Here is a 17,283-nt window from a genome sequence, read left to right on the forward strand (position 1 = left end):
ACGTATCACGACGTACGACGAAGGCCCGGGGCTGGCTGCCCCGGGCCTTCGTCGTACGTATGCGGTGCTGTGCCCGACCGTCTACGGTCAGGCGGCCGCGCCGCGGCCGACCATCAGGCGCGGCAGCAGACGGAAGCCGATACCGCCGACGATCATCGTGGCGGCGCCGACCAGCAGGAACGTGGTCTCCGCGGCACCCGTCTCGGCCAGCTCGCCGGTGCCGGCGCCCTGGGCCTCGGTCTCCGAGCCGGTGTCGGTGAGGGCCGAGGAGCCCTCCTGCTGAACGACCTCGTCGTTGCCACCGTCGGTGTCGGTCCCACCGGAGGTGGAGCCGCCGTCGGTGGAGCCGCCGGAGACGGAGGAACCGCCGTCGGTGCCGCCGGAGGTCGAGCCGCCGTCGGTGGAGCCGCCGGAGGTCCCGTTGGAGGTGGAACCGCCCGAGGTGCCGTTGGACGTCCCGTTCGAGGTGGAACCGCCGGAGGTGCCGTTGGACGTCCCGTTGGACGTTCCGTTCGAGGTGGAGCCGCTGGTACCGGTGGTGCCCGTCGTACCCGTGGTGCCCGTGGCGCCCGTGGTGCCGGTGGTGCCGGTCGTCCCCGTGGTGCCGGTCGTCCCCGTGGTGCCGGTCGTGCCGGTGGTACCAGTCGTCCCCGTGGTACCGGTGGTGCCGGTGGTGCCCGTGGTGCCGGTCTCGCCGGTCGTGCCGGACGTACCGATGGTGCCCGTCGTGCTGACCGCGCCGGTCGTGCCGGTCGTGCCGGCGGTGGTCTCACCGGTCGTGGTCTCACCGGTGGTCTCACCCGTGGTCGCACCGACGTTGGTGTTGCCCTCGGTGTCGTTGCCGGTCTGGACCGAGACGCCGGCCCCGAGGGAACCTCCGTCGTCGGTGCTGACATTGACGCCGACACCGAGGTCCAGCGCGGAAGCGGCGCCCGCGGCGGTCAGCGACGCGCCGGCGGCGATCACGGCACCGGCGGCTATTCGCGCCACACGGATCCGCGTCTTCTTCGTCATATGGCTGCTACCCCCAGTAGCTATCAGTAAATGGAGCAGCGCCCGGGGCCGCGATCAACGGGAGCAGTCGGTTGGTTCGAAGTCCCCCGGTTCACATGCGCCCCAGTAATGCGCATGCCATACGCCAACCTTCCCAGTTTTCCCAGCAACGTCAAGGTCGTTGCGTACGCGATGTCCCGTTCACCGCATTTGACCTCGTCAATAACATGTGAGTGTGACGTAAGACCCAGACATCCCCACACAGACAAGGCAACTACCTCCCGAGGGAAGGCAGTTGCCTTGTCGACAAAGCGCTGAATTCGGCGGGCCTACTTCTCCTGCTGCTTGCGCCAGCGAATTCCGGCCTCCAGGAAGCCCTCGATCTCGCCATTGAACACGGCCTCGGGGTTACCGACTTCGTACTCGGTGCGGAGGTCCTTGACCATCTGGTACGGGTGCAGGACGTACGAACGCATCTGGTTGCCCCACGAACTGCCGCCGTCCTTGAGGGCGTCCATCTTGGCCCGCTCCTCCTGGCGCTGCCGCTCCAGCAGCTTCGCCTGGAGAACGTTCATGGCGGTGGCCTTGTTCTGGATCTGCGACCGCTCGTTCTGGCAGGAGACGACGATGCCGGTGGGGAGGTGGGTCAACCGGACCGCGGAGTCGGTGGTGTTGACGCCCTGGCCGCCGGGGCCGGAGGAGCGGTAGACGTCCACACGCAGCTCGGACTCGTCGATCTCGATGTGGTCGGTCTGCTCGACCACGGGCAGGACCTCGACACCGGCGAAGGAGGTCTGGCGCCGGCCCTGGTTGTCGAAGGGCGAGATACGGACCAGCCGGTGGGTGCCCTGCTCGACGGAGAGCGTGCCGTAGGCGTACGGCACCTGCACGGCGAAGGTGGTGGACTTGATGCCCGCCTCCTCCGCGTACGAGGTCTCGTACACCTCGGTCTTGTAGCCCTTCTGCTCCGCCCAGCGCAGGTACATCCGCTGGAGCTTCTCGGCGAAGTCGGCGGCGTCGACGCCACCGGCCTCGGCGCGGATGTTGACCAGGGCCTCACGGGCGTCGTACTCGCCGGACAGGAGGGTACGGACCTCCATCTCGTCCAGCGCCTTGCGGACGGAGACCAGCTCCGACTCGGCCTCGGCGCGGGTGTCCGGGTCGTCCTCCTCCTCGGCCATCTCGAAGAGGACACCGAGGTCGTCGATGCGACCGCGCAGCGCCTCCGCCTTCCTGACCTCGGCCTGGAGGTGGGAGAGCTTGCTGGTGATCTTCTGCGCCTCGTCCGGGTTGTCCCACAGGGACGGCGCGGCCGCCTGCTCCTCGAGCACGGCGATGTCTGCCCTCAGCTTGTCGAGGTCCAAAACGGCCTCGATCGACTCCATGGTCGAGGAGAGGGACTTCAGCTCTTCGGATACATCGACGACTGCCACGCCCCCAGCGTAACGGCTCCGCCGGGCAAGCCATGCGGGGCGGCGGGGGCATGTACTTCCGCCGCGGGTGCGTGGGGCTTCTCGCGCAGTTCCCCGCGCCCCCAAAAGATCAGGCCCTGCGGGCCTGAAAGACCACGGCCCGGCGGGGTGAAAGGCGACGGGGCTGCGGGCTGAAAAGCACGGGGCGCAGCCCCTGCTTTTCAGGGGCGCGGGGAACTGCGCGAGAAGCCCCACCGGAGCCGCACCCGCCGACGCACCCGCAGCCCCGAGCTACAGGGCACCCTCACGGACTCCCCGGCGCCGAATTCTTCGTGTCCGTCGGCGCTCCCCCGTCGTCGTCCCCCGACGTCGCCGCCCACGTCCCCACCCCCACCGCCGCGATCAACGCCACCGCCGCCGCCCCCAGGGTGATCCGCCGCCGCCGCACCGCGCTGCCCCGGTTGCGCGCCGAGCCCGGACGCGGCGCCCCCGTCGGGCGGGGCACCCGCGCCGTCCCCCGCGCACCCCCCGCCAGCTCGTCCGGCCCCGGCACCCGCATCGACGTATGGGTGTCCCGGTTGGAGTCCGGCTTGGCACCCGGCACCAGCGGCACCGCCCCGCGCCGCACCCGCTCACGCGGCGCGGCGGCGGCCTCGGCCGGCTCCTCCTCGTACCCCTCGCCGGACTCCGTCCCCGGCTCGTCGACGTCCAGCGGCGGCATCCCCGCCAGCAGCGGCAGCTGCTCCCGCAGCCGTGCCGCCAGCTCCGACGCCCGCAGCCGCGAGGCCGGCGCCTTGGCGAGGCACTGCACGAGCAGCTGCCACAGTTCCTCGGGGATGCCGGGCAGCGGGACGACGGTCTCGGTGACGTGGCGGCGCAGCACCGCGCCGGGGTGGCCGCCGCCGAACGGGGTGAACCCGGCCAGCAGCTCGTACAGCACGGTCGCGAGGGCGTAGATGTCCACGGCCGCGCGGGGCGGCAGGCCCTCGACGATCTCGGGGGCGAGATAGTCCGGCGTACCGATGATCTTCGTGGCGCGGGTGCGGCGCGGGGAGTCGATCAGCTTGGCGACGCCGAAGTCGGTGAGGAGGGCCGGGTGCGCGCCGCCGGGGCCCAGCGGGCCCTGCATGTCCAGCAGCACGTTCTCCGGCTTCACGTCCCGGTGGACGACCCCGGCCGCGTGCGCCGCCGCCAGGCCGTCCGCGATGTCGGCCACTATGGCGACCGCCGCCTCGGGGGCCATGCGCCGCTCCCGGTCGAGGCGGGTGCGCAGGTCCGTGCCCCGGACGAGGTCCATGACGAGGGCGAGGTCGTTGCCGTCGACGACGAGGTCGCGGACGGATACCACGTTCGGGTGGTCGAGGCCCAGCAGCGCGGTGCGCTCCTGCACGAAGCGGCTGACGAGTTCCTGGTCGGAGGAGAGGTCCTCGCGCAGCAGCTTGATGGCGACGGGGCCCTCCGGGCCCTCACCCAGCCACACCGTGCCGGCGCTGCCCCGCCCCAGAATCTGGTTCGCGGTGTACCGGCTTCCGATCTTCCGTCCCAAGACTGCTCCTACAGGCCGCGTGTTGGCGACAAAGCTACGCGCCCGGGGACCCAACCTTCACCGCCGAGGCGGAAATCACCCCTCAGATGTCGACAAGTCCCCAACGTGGGGCTCCGTCGGGGGCGGGGTGCGCGGATGGGGGTGGGGAGCTTGGGTGCGTCGGCGAGTGCGGGTGCGTGGGGGCTGATCGCGCAGTTCCCCGCGCCCCTGAAAAGCAGGGGCTGCGCCCCGTGCTTTTCAGGCCCGCAGGGCCTGGTCTTTTAGGGGCGCGGGGAACTGCGCGAGAAGCCCCACCGGAGCCGCACCCGCCGACGAAACCCGCACCCCCGAGCCATGAGGCGCCCTACGAACCGGAGCCGTTGTCCAAGTCCCGCACCCACTTGTCCACATCGCCGACCCAGTCCGAGAGCTGGCCCCACCAGCTCTTGCCGGTGCCCACCCACCCCTGCAGCGGCGTGAACTCCCAGATCAGCCAGCCACCGACGAAGAGCAGCACGATCATGAACAGGCACCCCTTGAGGCACCCGAGCCCCGGGATCCGCATCGGATTGGCGCTGCGCTGACGCGGCTCACGCGGCGGCCGAGGCTCCCGCTGGGGCCGGGGCGCCGGCTGCTGGGGCTGGGGCTGCGGCGCGGGCGCGTACCGCTCCGGCTGCCGACGCTGCGGCTGCCGCGCGGGCGCGGGGGCGGGCGCGTACGGCTGCTGTTGTTGCTGCGGGTGCCCGTACCCGGGGCCGGGCCCGCCCTGCGGCGGACGCTGCTGCCGGCGCGGCTGCTGCTGGGGCTGTTGCGGAGGCTGCTGCGGGCGGCCCGCCTGCCGCTGGGGGCGGCGGCGCAGCGGGTCCTCGCTGGGGTCGAGGTACTGCACCTGCGTCTGCTCGTTGCGGTCGCGGGCCGCGCGGAGCTGGTTCTGCCAGGGGTGCGGCTGCTCGGGCGGCTGCCCGCCGGGGTCGTGCGGCGGGACCGGTGGCATGACGGACGTCGGGTCGGCGCCGGAGGTGTGCGGGAGCACGGTCGTCGGGTCGCCCGCGCCCGCCGGCCCTGAGGTGTGCGGGAGGACGCTGGTCGCCGCGTTCGGGTCGTAGGAACCCGCGCCGTGCGGCAGCACCTGGGTCGGGTCGGCCGAGCCGAACGGCTCCGGGGCGCCCGGCACCTGTGCGGGCGCCGGGTCGGGGGCGAGGATGTGGCCCACGCCCTCGGCGGCGGCGATCTGCATGGAGTTCGCGTGCACACCGACGCCCTCGGCGACGATACGGAGCGCGCGGGCGAGGTTGACGGCGCTGGGCCGCTCGCGCGGGTTCTTGCGCAGACAGCGCTCGATGACCGTCCACAGCGGGTCGGGGACGGTGGAGGGGCGGCGCGGTTCGGCGCTGAGGTGCTGGTGCAGCACTTCGAGCGCGGACTGGCCGTTGAACGGCGGGCGTCCGGTGACCAGTTCGTACATCAGGATGCCGGCGCCGTAGATGTCGACGGCGGAGGTCTGCGGCTGGCCCTCGGCGGACTCGGGGGCGACGTACGCGGGCGTGCCGACGAACTCGCTGGTGCGGGTCAGGCCGGGGGAGTCGGCGAGCCGGGCGATGCCGAAGTCCGTCAGCATCGGGTGCATCTCGCCGCCGTCCTGCCTGAGCAGGACGTTCGCGGGCTTCAGGTCGCGGTGGACGACGCCGTCGGCGTGGCTGGCGGCGAGCGCGTCGGCGATCTGGGCGGTGAGCAGGGCCGCGCCGACGGGCGAGAACGGGCCGTTCTCCCGGAGGTAGCGGTGCAGGTCGGGGCCCTGGACGAGGTCCATGACCAGGGCCAGCAGATCGCCCTCGACGACGAGGTCCCGGACGCGCACGATGTTCGGGTGGGTGAGCCGCAGCAGGACGGAGCGCTCCCGCAGGAACCGCATCACGATGTCCGCGTCGCTCGCGAGCTCCTCCTTGAGGACCTTGATCGCGACGGTCTCGCCGGGGTGGCCGGGCACGGCCGCCTCGGCACCGGCGGTCTCCCGCTGGCGGGCGCGCCAGACCGTGCCTGTGGCGCCGCGTCCAATCGGCTCCTCAAGGAGGTACTTACTGCCTACCGGCCGCACGTCATGCGCTCCCTGTTGCTTGCTTGCCTGGTCACGCCCTGGACTCCCACGGACGTTCCGACCACTGTAGTGCGGCCGTCCTCGGGACCGGGCTGTTCACTTCCCGACTCTTCCTGCCCACTCTGTCCGCTTGCTGTGGTTCGAGTACGTACGGGTACCCCTGTGCGTTCGATGGAAAGACGCTCCCCGATGGGCGGTTGGTTGCTGTGCGGGGGTATGCCGGGTTCCGGATGCGGACGGGAGCGATCCCGAATGCGGACCCGATACGGACGTGACCGATCTCAAGTGATCAACTGGCGGGCACTGGTCAGGCATTTTTGGGGGCAGAGCCGACCAATCAAGATCACTTGACGCTGGGCGGCGGGCGAGTTGTCAGTGGCAGGTGCGAGGATGCCTCCAGTACTGGCCGACGTGCCCGTGAAGCGGTGGGGGAAGTCTGCGGTGGGGACCGCGCAGTCTCGTCCTCGTCGTCGCGGGTGCCCGCGCGGAAGGGACCGCTGACGGCGATGCAGATCCGGCTGACCGTCGTAGACCCGCTGGGACCGCCCTCCGAGCCGCGAGGACGTGCCACGGCCTGCGACGTGCTGGTCACGGCGCCCGCCGGGACGGCCCTCGCCGCCGTGGCCTCGGGCCTCGCCTCCGCCGTCGGGGAGGGCGGCGCGGAGCGCCTGGAGCGCAGCCGGGAGACCGGCGGCGGGCAGGTCGTGCTGTACGCCGGTGCCGAGCGCCTCGACGCCCAGCGCTGCACCCTGGGCGAGCCGCCCCTCATCGACGGCGCGGTGCTCTCCCTGGGCGCCCCCTCCGAGCCGGGCCCCGAGGTCGACGAGGCCGCCGCACAGCTGCATGTCGTGGCCGGCCCCGACGCGGGCGGCGTCCATCTGCTGCACGGCGGCAAGATCCACATCGGCCGCTCCGCCGACGCCGACGTCCCGCTCGACGACCCGGACGTCTCCCGCCTCCACTGCGCGGTCACCCTCGCCGCCGACGGCCGGGTCTCCGTGGTCGACCTCGGCTCCACCAACGGCACCACCCTCGACGGCACCCGCGTCGGCGACCGCCCGGTCCGCCTGGCCCCGGGCGCGCTCCTGCGCATCGGCGAGTCCGCGCTCCGGCTGGCCTCGTCGTCGGGGGCTCGCGGGGTGGGTACGACACCTGACGGTGAAGGGCATGTCCGGGTCACGGCGGGGGGTGACGGCGGGGCTGATGCGGGTGCCGGTTCGGGTGCTGGTGCCGGTTCCGGGTCTGGTGCCGGTTCCGGCGGAGTGTCTCGTGGGGGTACGGGAGCGCCGGGGGGAGATGTTGCCGGGCCCGGGCGAGGCGAGCGGCGGACGGTGCCGGGGCAGGGCGGGGTGCCCGGCATCGAGCGGACGACGGGGGGTGCGGGGTCCGGCGCGACCGGGGGTACGGGTCGGGGGGCCGCGCCCGGTACCGGGCAGGGCTCTGCGCGCGATGGCGCCGGCGAGCGCGGCGGGGGCGCGCTCGGGGCGGAGGTCCACGGCCGTCCCCGCGACACGCATGATCCCCTCGGCGGTGCCCGGGGTTCCCGCGCCGCCGACGACCCGCACGGTTCCGGTGACCCGCGCGGCGGCGACGGCTCCCACGGCGGCCCGGGGGGCTCGCACGGCGCTGGTGACTCGCGCGCCGGTGAGCCCGGCGGGCCCGGTGACGGCGGTCTCGGGAACGACGGAGTCGGGAACGGCGGCGACGCCCCCGAGTCCGGCACCCGCAAAGGCACGCCCCTCCGGGGGACGGACGTGCCGCGTGGGGTGCGCAAACGGGGCGGGTTCGGGGCCTGGGCACGGCGGCTGACCGGCGGGCGGGCGCAGCCGGGGGCCGAGGACGACCCGTACGAGTACGACACGGAGTACGACGAGGACGAGCGCGGGGCGCTGGCCTCGGTGCTCCCGGCGGCCGGGGAGCGGCTGCCGGAGACCTGGCCGGACCTCGCCGCCCTGTTGCTCACCGCGCTCGGGCCCGGCGCCCGGCTGTGGGAGCGGGGGCCGGGGCACCCGGAGGCGTTGACGGTGCGGCTCGGTACGACCGACCGGGTGGCGCCGGACGGCTCGGGCCTGTTGCCGGCGGTGCCGGTGACCACCGGGCTGCGGGAGGTCGGCGCGCTGGGGCTGGCCGGACCGCGCCCCCGGCTGCTGGGGCTCACCCGCGCGGTTGTGGCCCAGCTCGCCGCGCTGCACTCCCCCGACACCCTGGAACTGGTCCTGATCAGCGCGGACCGCACCCGTACCGCCGAGGAGCGCACCACCGACTGGTCCTGGCTCGGCTGGCTCCCCCATCTCCGCCCCGCCCACGGCCAGGACTGCCGTCTCCTCCTCGCCTACGACCGCGAGCAGACGACCGCCCGGCTGGACGAGCTGCTGCGCCGTGTGGAGGACCACGCGGCGGACACCGCGGGCCACGCGCCCGGGAGCACACCGGGCACCGACGGCGGACGTACGACGGCGGCCGGGGCGGCGGGCTCGGCCGATCGCGGGACCGGGGCGGCCGAGGGCGGCGCGGGCCGGCGGGGCGCGCGGCGGCCGTCGTGGGCCCGGGACGACGGACCGGCCGGCGGTGGCTTCGCCGGGCCGTACACGGTGGTGGTCGTGGACGGGGACCCAGGGGGCGCGGACGTGCGTGAGGCCGTGGTGCGGCTGGCGCACGAGGGGCCCGTCGCCGGGATCCATGTCGTGTGCCTCGCCGAGACGGAGTCCGCGTCGCCCGCCTCACCGGTGGCGGAGACGTACACGGCGGCCTGCGAGGTCTCTCCCGCGTTCCGCGCGTGCGGGGCCGTCGCCCTGCTCAGTGGTGACGTCGCCACGGCGCTGCGGTTGCTGCGCGTCACCTCCGCCGGGTCCGGCGCGGTGGGCGGTTCCGGTGCGGCCCGTGTGACCGCTGCGACCGGTCCGACGACGGGCGCGGCGGGCCCGGTGTCGGGGTCCGGCGACCGCGCCGGAGGCTCGGGGGCCGCGCGGGGCGGGGCCCCCGGACGTACGGGGTCGGCGCATGACGGGCCCGTGGGGCGTTCGGGAGCGGCGCGTGTCGGTGCGGCCGGGCGGGGCGTGGAAGGCGGGCTTCCGTCGCGGGAGCCCGTGGACCACGCGCGCGGTACGGCGTCCGACGTCTCGCCGGGGCGCCCCCGCCCCGACCACGCGGACCCCGCCGTGGTGAGCCGTACGCACACGGCCCTCGACCTCTCGGGCGGCGCGCTCTCCGGTGCCGACGAACGGACGCATCCGGGCACCCGGGACCTCCCCTCGCTCAACGCGCGGGAGGCGCCCGGCCTGCTGAACCACGGCACGGTGGCCACGCTGGACGCGGTGTCGGCGGCGTGGGCCGAGCGGTTCGCGCGGGCGCTCGCGCCGTTGCGGACGGACGCGGCGGTCGCCGACCGCCAGGCGCGGGTGTCGGCGCCGTTGCCGCAATCGGCGCGGCTGCTGGACGAGTTGGGGCTCGCGCGGGCCACACCGGCGTCGCTGATGGCGCGCTGGGCGGACGCGGGCGACGACACGACGGCGCTCGGGGGGCGCGCCTGGGCCGTGCTCGGCGCCGGGCCGCGCGGGCCCGTCTCCGTGGACCTCGTCGCCGAGGGCCCCCATCTGCTGATCGAGGGGCCGGTCGGCAGCGGCCGTACGGAGCTGTTGCGGGCCGTCGCCGCGTCGCTCGCCGCCGCCGAGCGGCCCGACCGGCTGGGCATCGTCCTCGTCGACGGGCGGGACGGCGGTGGCGGTGGCACCGCCGGGGCAGGCGGGGGCCGGGCCGGGGAAGGGCTCGGGGTCTGTACCGACCTGCCCCATGTGGGGACCCATCTCACGGCCAACGACCCCGTTCGGATGCGGGAGTTCGCCCAGTCCCTGATCTCCGAGCTGAAGCGCCGGTACGAACTGCTGGGCGGGCTCGGGTTCGTGGAGTGGCACACACGGCGTGAGGTGTCGGGCCGTATCGTCCCGCAGCGCTCGGCGACCTCGGCGGTGTCGGGGTCCGGGTCGGCGAAGTCCGTGGCCCCGGGGGCGGGATCGTCCGGGCCGGGCTCGTCGGGGCCGGGGTCCGCGCAGGCGGCATCGGCCGGGGCCGCCGACCTCGACTCGTCCTCCAGCTCCACGCTGCGGCTGCGGCCGAGCCGGAGGAGCACCGGGCAGGACGGCCGGGGCGGGACCGGGAAGGGCTTCGCCTCGGAGCTCCCCCGGCTCGTCGTGATCGTCGACGACCTCGACGCACTGCTGTCGCCCCCGTTGGGTTCCACGGGGCGGCCGGCGGCCGGGTCGGTCGTCCGGGCCCTGGAGGCGGTGGCCCGGGAGGGCGAGCGGCTCGGGGTGCATCTCGTGGCCACGACCGGTGGGGGCGGGCCGAAGGGCGAGAGCGAGCTGGCGCGGGCGGCCGGCGGGCGGGTCGTGCTGAGCGCGCCGGTGCCGGGGCCCGACGAACCGGCGCCCGGGCGGGGTGAGTTGCTGGGTGAGGGGGGTCGTACGACCGCGTTCCAGGCGGGCCGGGTGACGGGGCGCATCCCGCGCACGGCCACCCTCCGGCCGACCGTCGTCCCCCTCGACTGGACCCGGATGGGCGACCCGCCCGCCCGCCGCCCCGTACGGGAGTTGGGCAACGGCCCCACGGACCTGGCCCTGCTGGCCAGCGCGTTGGACCGAGCGGCCCGAGAGGTCTCGGCACCGTCCGTACCGTCGTTGCTCTGACTGCGGGCCGCAGGCCCGTCAGGGGCGCGGGGAACTGCGCGAGCAACCACGACGAACGGTCACCCGCCACACGCCGGGACGCCCCACGGCGCACAGGCGCGCCCGGCCCCGCAGAGCGCGGACCCGGCCCCGCAGAGCGCGGACCCGGCGGCGCCATGGTCACGACGCCATCACGATCAAGACGTTGACACGGCAGGCGCTCTTGCCGCCCCCGAGCACCCGGCGTAGACCAGAGCGCACGGGACAGCGCTCTACGTTCGACGACGCACGGAGAACGGGGTCAGAGATGCGCAACATCCACCGCACAGATCGCATTGCACGCATCGGCCGTATCAGCCGCATCGGCCGCACACGCAAGCCCAACCCCCATGGCCAGCCCACGTCCAAGGCCCTGGCGGTCCTCGCCGCGGGCGTCCTCGCCCTCTCGCTCACGGCGTGCGGCGGTGACGACGACAAGGACGACGGCGGAGACAACGGCAACGACGGCGGCACCGAGGCCACCGTGGAACTCCCCAAGCTGGACGGCCAGAAGCTGGAGGTCGCGGCGGTCTTCACCGGCCCGGAGCTGGACAACTTCCAGAAGGTGCTGGACGAGTTCGAGAAACGCACCGGCGCCTCGGTGACGTTCGTGCCGACCGGCAACAACACGTCCACGTTCCTCGGTACGAAGATCGAGGGCGGCAAACCGCCGGACGTGGCGTTCCTGCCGCAGGTCGGCGTGTTGCACCAGTTCGCCGAGAAGGGCTGGGTGAAGCCGCTCGGCAGCGAGGCCCAGGCCCAGTTGGACAAGAACTTCTCGGACGGCTGGAAGGAACTCGGCGCCTACGAGGGCAAGCAGTACGGCGTCTACGCGAAGGCCGCCAACAAGTCCCTCGTCTGGTACAACACCGCCGCGTTCGAGGCGGCCGGGATCACCGAGGAGCCCAAGACCTGGGACGAGTTCCTGCAGACCGCGCAGACGCTGTCCGACGCCGGCTCGCCCGCCGTGTCCATCGGCGGCGCCGACGGCTGGACGCTCACCGACTGGTTCGAGAACGTCTATCTGTCGCAGGCGGGCCCGGAGAAGTACGACCAGTTGGCCAAGCACGAGATCAAGTGGACCGACCCCTCGGTGAAGGAAGCCCTCACCAAGCTCGCGGAGCTGTGGGGCAAGGACGAGCTGATCGCGGGAGGGGCGTCCGGCGCGCTGCGGACCGAGTACCCGAAGTCGATCACGCAGACCTTCACCGGGGACGCCCCGGCCGGCATGGTCTTCGAGGGCGACTTCGTGGCCGTCACCATCAACGGCGACACGGACGCCAAGATCGGCACGGACGCCAAGGTGTTCCCGTTCCCGGCGGTCGGCGACGACTCCCCCGTGGTCACCGGCGGCGACGCGGCCGTGGCCCTGAAGGACGGCAAGGGCGCGCAGGCGCTGCTCACCTTCCTCGCCTCGACCGACGCGGCGGAGATCTGGGCGGCGCAGGGCGGCTTCCTGTCCCCCAACAAGGAGATGGATGAGGGCAGTTACAAGGACGACGTGACCAGGGAGATCGCCAAGGCGCTGCTCGCGGCGGGTGACGACTTCCGCTTCGACATGTCCGACCAGGCCCCGGCGGCGTTCGGCGGCACCCAGGGCGTCGGTGAGTGGAAGGACCTCCAGGACTTCCTGAAGAACCCCGACGACGTGGCCGGTGCGCAGAAGCAGTTGGAGACCGACGCGGCCAAGGCCTACGGGAACGGCTGACGGCGACTCATGTCGTCCGCCGGGACAACGACGAAGACGGCGGGGGGCGCCGGTGAAGGGCCGGCGTCCCCCGCCGCACCGCGCAAGAGCGTGACGGGTACCCGGCTGTGGGTGGCGGTGCTGTTTCTGCTGCCCGCGCTGGTGCTGCTCGGCGCGCTCGTGGTCTACCCGATCGGGTACTCGGTCTGGCGGAGCCTGTTCGACGCGGACGGCTCGGGCTTCGTCGGCCTCGACAACTACGCGGAGATCTTCTCCGACGACGCGACCCTCGTCGCCGTACGCAACACCGCGATCTGGGTCGCGGTGGCCCCGGCCCTCGTCACCGCGCTCGGACTGATCTTCGCGGTGCTGACCGAACGGGTGCGCTGGGGAACGGCGTTCAAGCTGATCGTCTTCATGCCGATGGCGATCTCGATGCTGGCCGCGGGCATCATCTTCCGGCTGGTGTACGAACAGGATCCGGACCAAGGTGTCGCCAACGCGGTCGTGACGTCCGTGCACGACGTGTTCGTGGACGAGTCGGTGTATCCGAAGGCCCGGCCCAATGCCCAGGTGAGCGACCTCAAGGCGTCCGGCGGCGGGTCGTTCATCACGGACGGGACCGTGCGGTCGGGCACCCCTGCGCTCCTCCCCCTCGTCGGGATCGCCCCCAACAGCCTGCCCGGCGACGCGCGGGACGCGAAGGCCGCCGGGCCCGCCGACGCCGGCGGGGTCACCGGGACCGTCTGGCTGGACTTCCGGCTCGGCGGCGGTGGCGAGAAGGGGGCCGTCGACCCGGGCGAGAAGGGGCTGGAGGGCGTCAAGGTCGAGGCGGTGAAGGACGGCGAGGTCGTCGCCACCGCGACCAGCGGCGGTGACGGCACGTTCAGCCTGCCCGCGGCGGCCGACGGAGCTCAACTGCGCCTGCCCGGCTCGAACTTCGCGGCTCCCTACAACGGCATCGACTGGCTCGGCCCGACCCTGGTCACGCCGGCCGTCATCGGGTCGTACGTCTGGATGTGGGCCGGCTTCGCGATGGTGCTGATCGCGGCCGGGCTGGCCGGGGTGGACCGCAATCTGCTCGAAGCGGCCCGGGTGGACGGGGCCAACGAGTGGCAGGTGTTCCGGAAGGTCACCGTGCCGTTGCTCGCGCCGGTCCTGGTCGTCGTCCTCGTCACGTTGATGATCAATGTGATGAAGGTGTTCGACCTCGTCTACATCATCGCGCCCCAGCCCACCCAGGACGAGGCCAACGTCCTCGCTCTGCAGCTCTACTTGGTGTCGTACGGCGGTGGGGGCGACTTCGGTCTCGGCAGCGCGATCGGTGTGGTCCTGCTGCTGCTCGTGCTGCCGGTGATGTGGGTCAACATCCGGCGGCTCAGGAAGGAGCGCCAGCGGTGACGGCTGTCGAGGAACGCCCCGTGGCTACCGGGCCGGTCGAGAAACGCTCCGTCGCCTCCCGGCTCGCGAGCGGCGCGGCCGGGGGCGCACTGCGGTTCTTCCTGCTCCTCGTGGCGCTGTTCTGGCTGGTGCCCACCTTCGGGCTGCTGGTCTCGTCGTTCCGCGACCCGACCGACATCTCCACCTCCGGGTGGTGGAAGGTGTTCTCGGCCCCGGCCCAACTCACCACCAAGAGCTACGAGTCGCTGCTCGAGAACGACGGCATCACGGACGCCCTGTTCAACACGGTCTGGATCACGGTCCCGGCGACGCTGCTGGTCGTCCTGATCGGCGCGATGGCCGGATACGCCTTCGCCTGGCTGGACTTCAAGGGCCGGGACTGGTGGTTCATGGGCGTGGTGGGGCTGTTGGTGGTGCCGGTGCAGGTGGCGCTGATCCCGTTGTCCGGGCTCTTCCGGGACCTCGGGATCTTCGGCGACATCATCGGTGTGGTGCTCTTCCACGTCGGCTTCGGACTGCCGTTCGCGATCTTCCTGTTGCGGAACTTCTTCGCGGAGATCCCGCGCGAGCTGCTGGAGGCGGCGCGACTGGACGGGGCCGGTGAGGTACGGCTGTTCGCGACGGTCGTCCTGCCGCTGGCCGCACCGGCGCTCGCGTCCCTCGGGATCTTCCAGTTCCTGTGGGTGTGGAACGACATGCTGGTCGCGCTGGTCTTCTCCAGCTCCGACTCGCAGCCGCTGACGGTCGCACTCCAGCAGCAGGTACGGCAGTTCGGCAGCAACATCGAGGTGCTGGCGCCGGGCGCGTTCATCTCGATGGTGATCCCGCTGGCCGTGTTCTTCGCGTTCCAGCGGCAGTTCGTGTCGGGGGTGATGGCGGGAGCCGTGAAGTAGGCGCCGTGTGGTGGGGGTTGCGCGCGCGGCCCTCACCACCAGCCCCCCGCGAACACACCCGTGCGCCCCCAACTCCCCGTCGAATCCCCCGTATGGAACACGCACCGTAACCAAATCATCCCATCGGCCGTTTCCGGGCAGTATGCCCGCGCCGACCCATGGATGTCCTCCTTGCCCAGGTTCAGTGTCATCGTTCCCGCGTACAAGGTTCAGGCGTACCTGCACGAATGCCTGGATTCTGTGCTGTCCCAGTCCTTCACCGACCTCGAACTGATCGTCGTCGACGACGCCTCGCCCGACAACTGCGGGGCGATCGCCGACGAGTTCGCCGCCCGTGACCCGCGGGTGCGGCGCACCGTGCGCCTGCGGGAGAACGCGGGGCCCGGTGCCGCCCGCAACACGGGGATGGAGCACGCCAGGGGCGACTACCTCCTCTTCCTCGACGGCGACGACACGTTCACGCCGGGCGCGCTGCAGGCGATCGCCGACCGAGTCAAGGAGACCGGCGAACCGGACGTCCTCGTCCATGACTTCGCCCGTGTCTCCTGGTCGGGCGAGCCGGTCCACGACCCGCGCGACCGCCGGCTCACCGAGCAGGGCCCGGCCCCGTTCCGGCTCGACGACCGCCCCGGACTGCTCACCGTCCGCCCCGCGGCCTGGAACAAGGCGTACAAACGGGAGTTCGTCGAGGACCACGACTTCCGGTTCCCGCCCGGCATCTACGAGGACACGGCCTGGACGTACCCCGTGCTGATGACGGCCGAGTCCGTCGCCACCCTCGACCGGGTCTGCGTCCACCACCGCCGGCGCCGCCACGGCAGCCTCCTCGGGGCGACTACGCACAGTCACTTCGATGTGTTCGAGCAGTACGACCGGGTGTTCGCCTACCTCGACGAGCGGCCGGAGCTGGCGCAGTGGCGTCCGGTGCTGTTCCGGCGCATGCTCGATCACCTCACCTCCGTGTTCTCCCGGCGCCACCGGCTGCCGCGCGAGGCGCGCGCCGAGTTCCTGCGCACGGTCCGCGCGCACTGCGCCCGCTATCGCACCACCGGTGCGCCGCTCCGCGCCCGCGCCCGGCTCCGGCACGCGCTCCTGCGGCTGGGCAGCCCGCGCCTCTACCGCGCCCTGTGGGCCGGAGCGCGGCTGGTCCGGGGCGCCGGTCGCCTGGTGCGGGGCCTGGCCGGGCTGCTCCGCGCCGGCGGCCTGCGCCTGCACTACCGCGTCCAGCGTCTGCTCCCGCTGCACGCGGACCGGGCGGTGTTCGCCGCGTACGGGGGCCGGGGCTACGAGTGCAGCCCGGCCGCGCTGGAGAACGCGTTCCGGACGTACGTCCCCTCGATGCGCACCTCGTGGGTCGCGCGCCCGGAGCACCACCACACGCTCCCGGTGGCGACCCGGCGGGTGCTGCCCGGCTCGATGGCGTACTGGACGGCGCTCGCCCGGTCCAAGTACCTGGTGAACAACACCGACTTCGACCGACGGCTGGTCAAGCGGCGCGGCCAGGTGCTGCTGCAGACCCAGCACGGCACCCCGCTCAAGCACATGGGGACCGATCTGCGGGACCGGCCGGCGGCAGCGCGCGGCACGGACTTCGAGGACGTCCTGCGCGGCAGCGACCAGTGGGACTACGTCCTGTCCGGCAACCGCCACTCCACGCTCGTCTGGGAGCGCGTCTACCCCTCGCCGTTCACCACCCTCGAATACGGCTCGCCGCGCAACGACGTGTTCCTGAGGGCGAACTCGGCGGACGTGGCCCGGGTGCGCGAGCACCTCGGGGTGCCCGAGGGGGCGGTCGCCGTCCTGTACGCCCCGACGCACCGCGACTACCGGCACGCGCAGCGCGCCCATCTGGACCTGGAGCGCGTCCTGCGCAAACTCGGGCCGCGCTTCGTCGTCCTGGCCCGGGCGCACCACGCGTACGGCTCCCCGCTGACCGATCTGGCGCACGGCCGGCTGCTGGACGTCACCGGGTATCCGAGCGTGGAGAACCTCTGCCTCGCCTCGGACGCGCTGATCACGGACTACTCGTCGCTGATGTTCGACTACGCCAACCTCGACCGGCCCATCGTGATCCACGCGGAGGACTGGGAGGCGTACGAGGCGGCGCGCGGGACGTACTTCGATCTGCGGGCGTGCGCGCCGGGGGCGGTGGCGCGCAGCGAGGACGAACTGATCGACATCTTCGCGACGGGGCACTGGCGGGGGTCGCGGTCGGCGCAGCTGCGGGCGGCGTTCCGGGAGCGGTTCTGTCCGTACGACGACGGGCGGGCGGCGGAGCGGGTGGTGCGGCGGGTGGTGCTGGGTGAGCAGGTGCCGCCGGGTGATGTCGTGCCGCTGGGTGAGCGGCATCCGGTTCCGTCCGCGGCGAGTATGCGGGCGGGGGCGACCGACGAGCTGCTGGGGACGTAGGCGTTTTTCTCGCCCCCGCCGCCCCTACCCGTCCCATCCCCAGGGGCTGCGCCCCTTCGACCCCCATCCGCGGGCCCGGCGGGGGCTGGTCGCGCAGTTCCCCGCGCCCCTTAAAAGCACCGGGCGCGCCCCATGCCGTTAGGGGCGCGGGGAACTGCGCGAGAAGCC

Annotated in this window: 9 protein-coding genes; 5 read left to right on the forward strand and 4 right to left on the reverse strand. The window is 73.0% G+C overall.

The features are described from left to right. Nucleotides 1–87 precede the first annotated feature (87 nt). The 4 genes from PUR53_RS26505 to PUR53_RS26520 all read right to left on the reverse strand — a co-directional run bounded on the left by PUR53_RS26505 (nt 88) and on the right by PUR53_RS26520 (nt 6,025). Nucleotides 88–1,014, reverse strand: a complete 927-nt coding sequence (locus PUR53_RS26505; protein WP_329909851.1) for a hypothetical protein — start codon at nt 1,012–1,014, stop codon at nt 88–90. 308 nt (nt 1,015–1,322) lie between these two features. Beyond that, nucleotides 1,323–2,426 (reverse strand): peptide chain release factor 2, encoded by a 1,104-nt coding sequence (gene prfB, locus PUR53_RS26510; RefSeq protein ID WP_329895318.1) that lies wholly within the window; start codon nt 2,424–2,426, stop codon nt 1,323–1,325. Between the two features lie 283 nt (nt 2,427–2,709). Then, on the reverse strand, nt 2,710–3,951 hold the full coding sequence (locus PUR53_RS26515) for a serine/threonine-protein kinase (RefSeq protein ID WP_329895319.1): 1,242 nt from the start codon (nt 3,949–3,951) through the stop codon (nt 2,710–2,712). A gap of 343 nt (nt 3,952–4,294) precedes the next feature. Continuing rightward, complete coding sequence (locus PUR53_RS26520) at nt 4,295–6,025, reverse strand: serine/threonine-protein kinase (protein ID WP_329895320.1); 1,731 nt, start codon at nt 6,023–6,025, stop codon at nt 4,295–4,297. Nucleotides 6,026–6,531: 506 nt separating this feature from the next. Here PUR53_RS26520 and PUR53_RS26525 point away from each other — a divergent pair. From PUR53_RS26525 to PUR53_RS26545, 5 genes are all read left to right on the forward strand, one after another. After that, nucleotides 6,532–10,707, forward strand: coding sequence for an FHA domain-containing protein (locus PUR53_RS26525; RefSeq protein ID WP_329909867.1), 4,176 nt, complete (start codon nt 6,532–6,534; stop codon nt 10,705–10,707). A 286-nt stretch (nt 10,708–10,993) separates the two neighbouring features. Next, complete coding sequence (locus PUR53_RS26530) at nt 10,994–12,433, forward strand: ABC transporter substrate-binding protein (RefSeq protein WP_329895321.1); 1,440 nt, start codon at nt 10,994–10,996, stop codon at nt 12,431–12,433. A 90-nt stretch (nt 12,434–12,523) separates the two neighbouring features. Beyond that, nucleotides 12,524–13,813, forward strand: a complete 1,290-nt coding sequence (locus PUR53_RS26535; RefSeq protein WP_329909853.1) for a carbohydrate ABC transporter permease — start codon at nt 12,524–12,526, stop codon at nt 13,811–13,813. After that, a complete protein-coding gene (locus tag PUR53_RS26540; RefSeq protein ID WP_329895323.1) occupies nt 13,810–14,706 on the forward strand; it encodes a carbohydrate ABC transporter permease in 897 nt (298 codons plus the stop codon). The genes PUR53_RS26535 and PUR53_RS26540 overlap by 4 nt, the downstream gene beginning before the upstream one ends. Nucleotides 14,707–14,868: 162 nt before the next feature. Then, complete coding sequence (locus PUR53_RS26545) at nt 14,869–17,115, forward strand: bifunctional glycosyltransferase/CDP-glycerol:glycerophosphate glycerophosphotransferase (protein ID WP_329909855.1); 2,247 nt, start codon at nt 14,869–14,871, stop codon at nt 17,113–17,115. Nucleotides 17,116–17,283 lie beyond the last annotated feature (168 nt).

This window comes from Streptomyces sp. SP18BB07, from assembly GCF_036322545.1.
Lineage (GTDB): Bacteria > Actinomycetota > Actinomycetes > Streptomycetales > Streptomycetaceae > Streptomyces > Streptomyces deccanensis.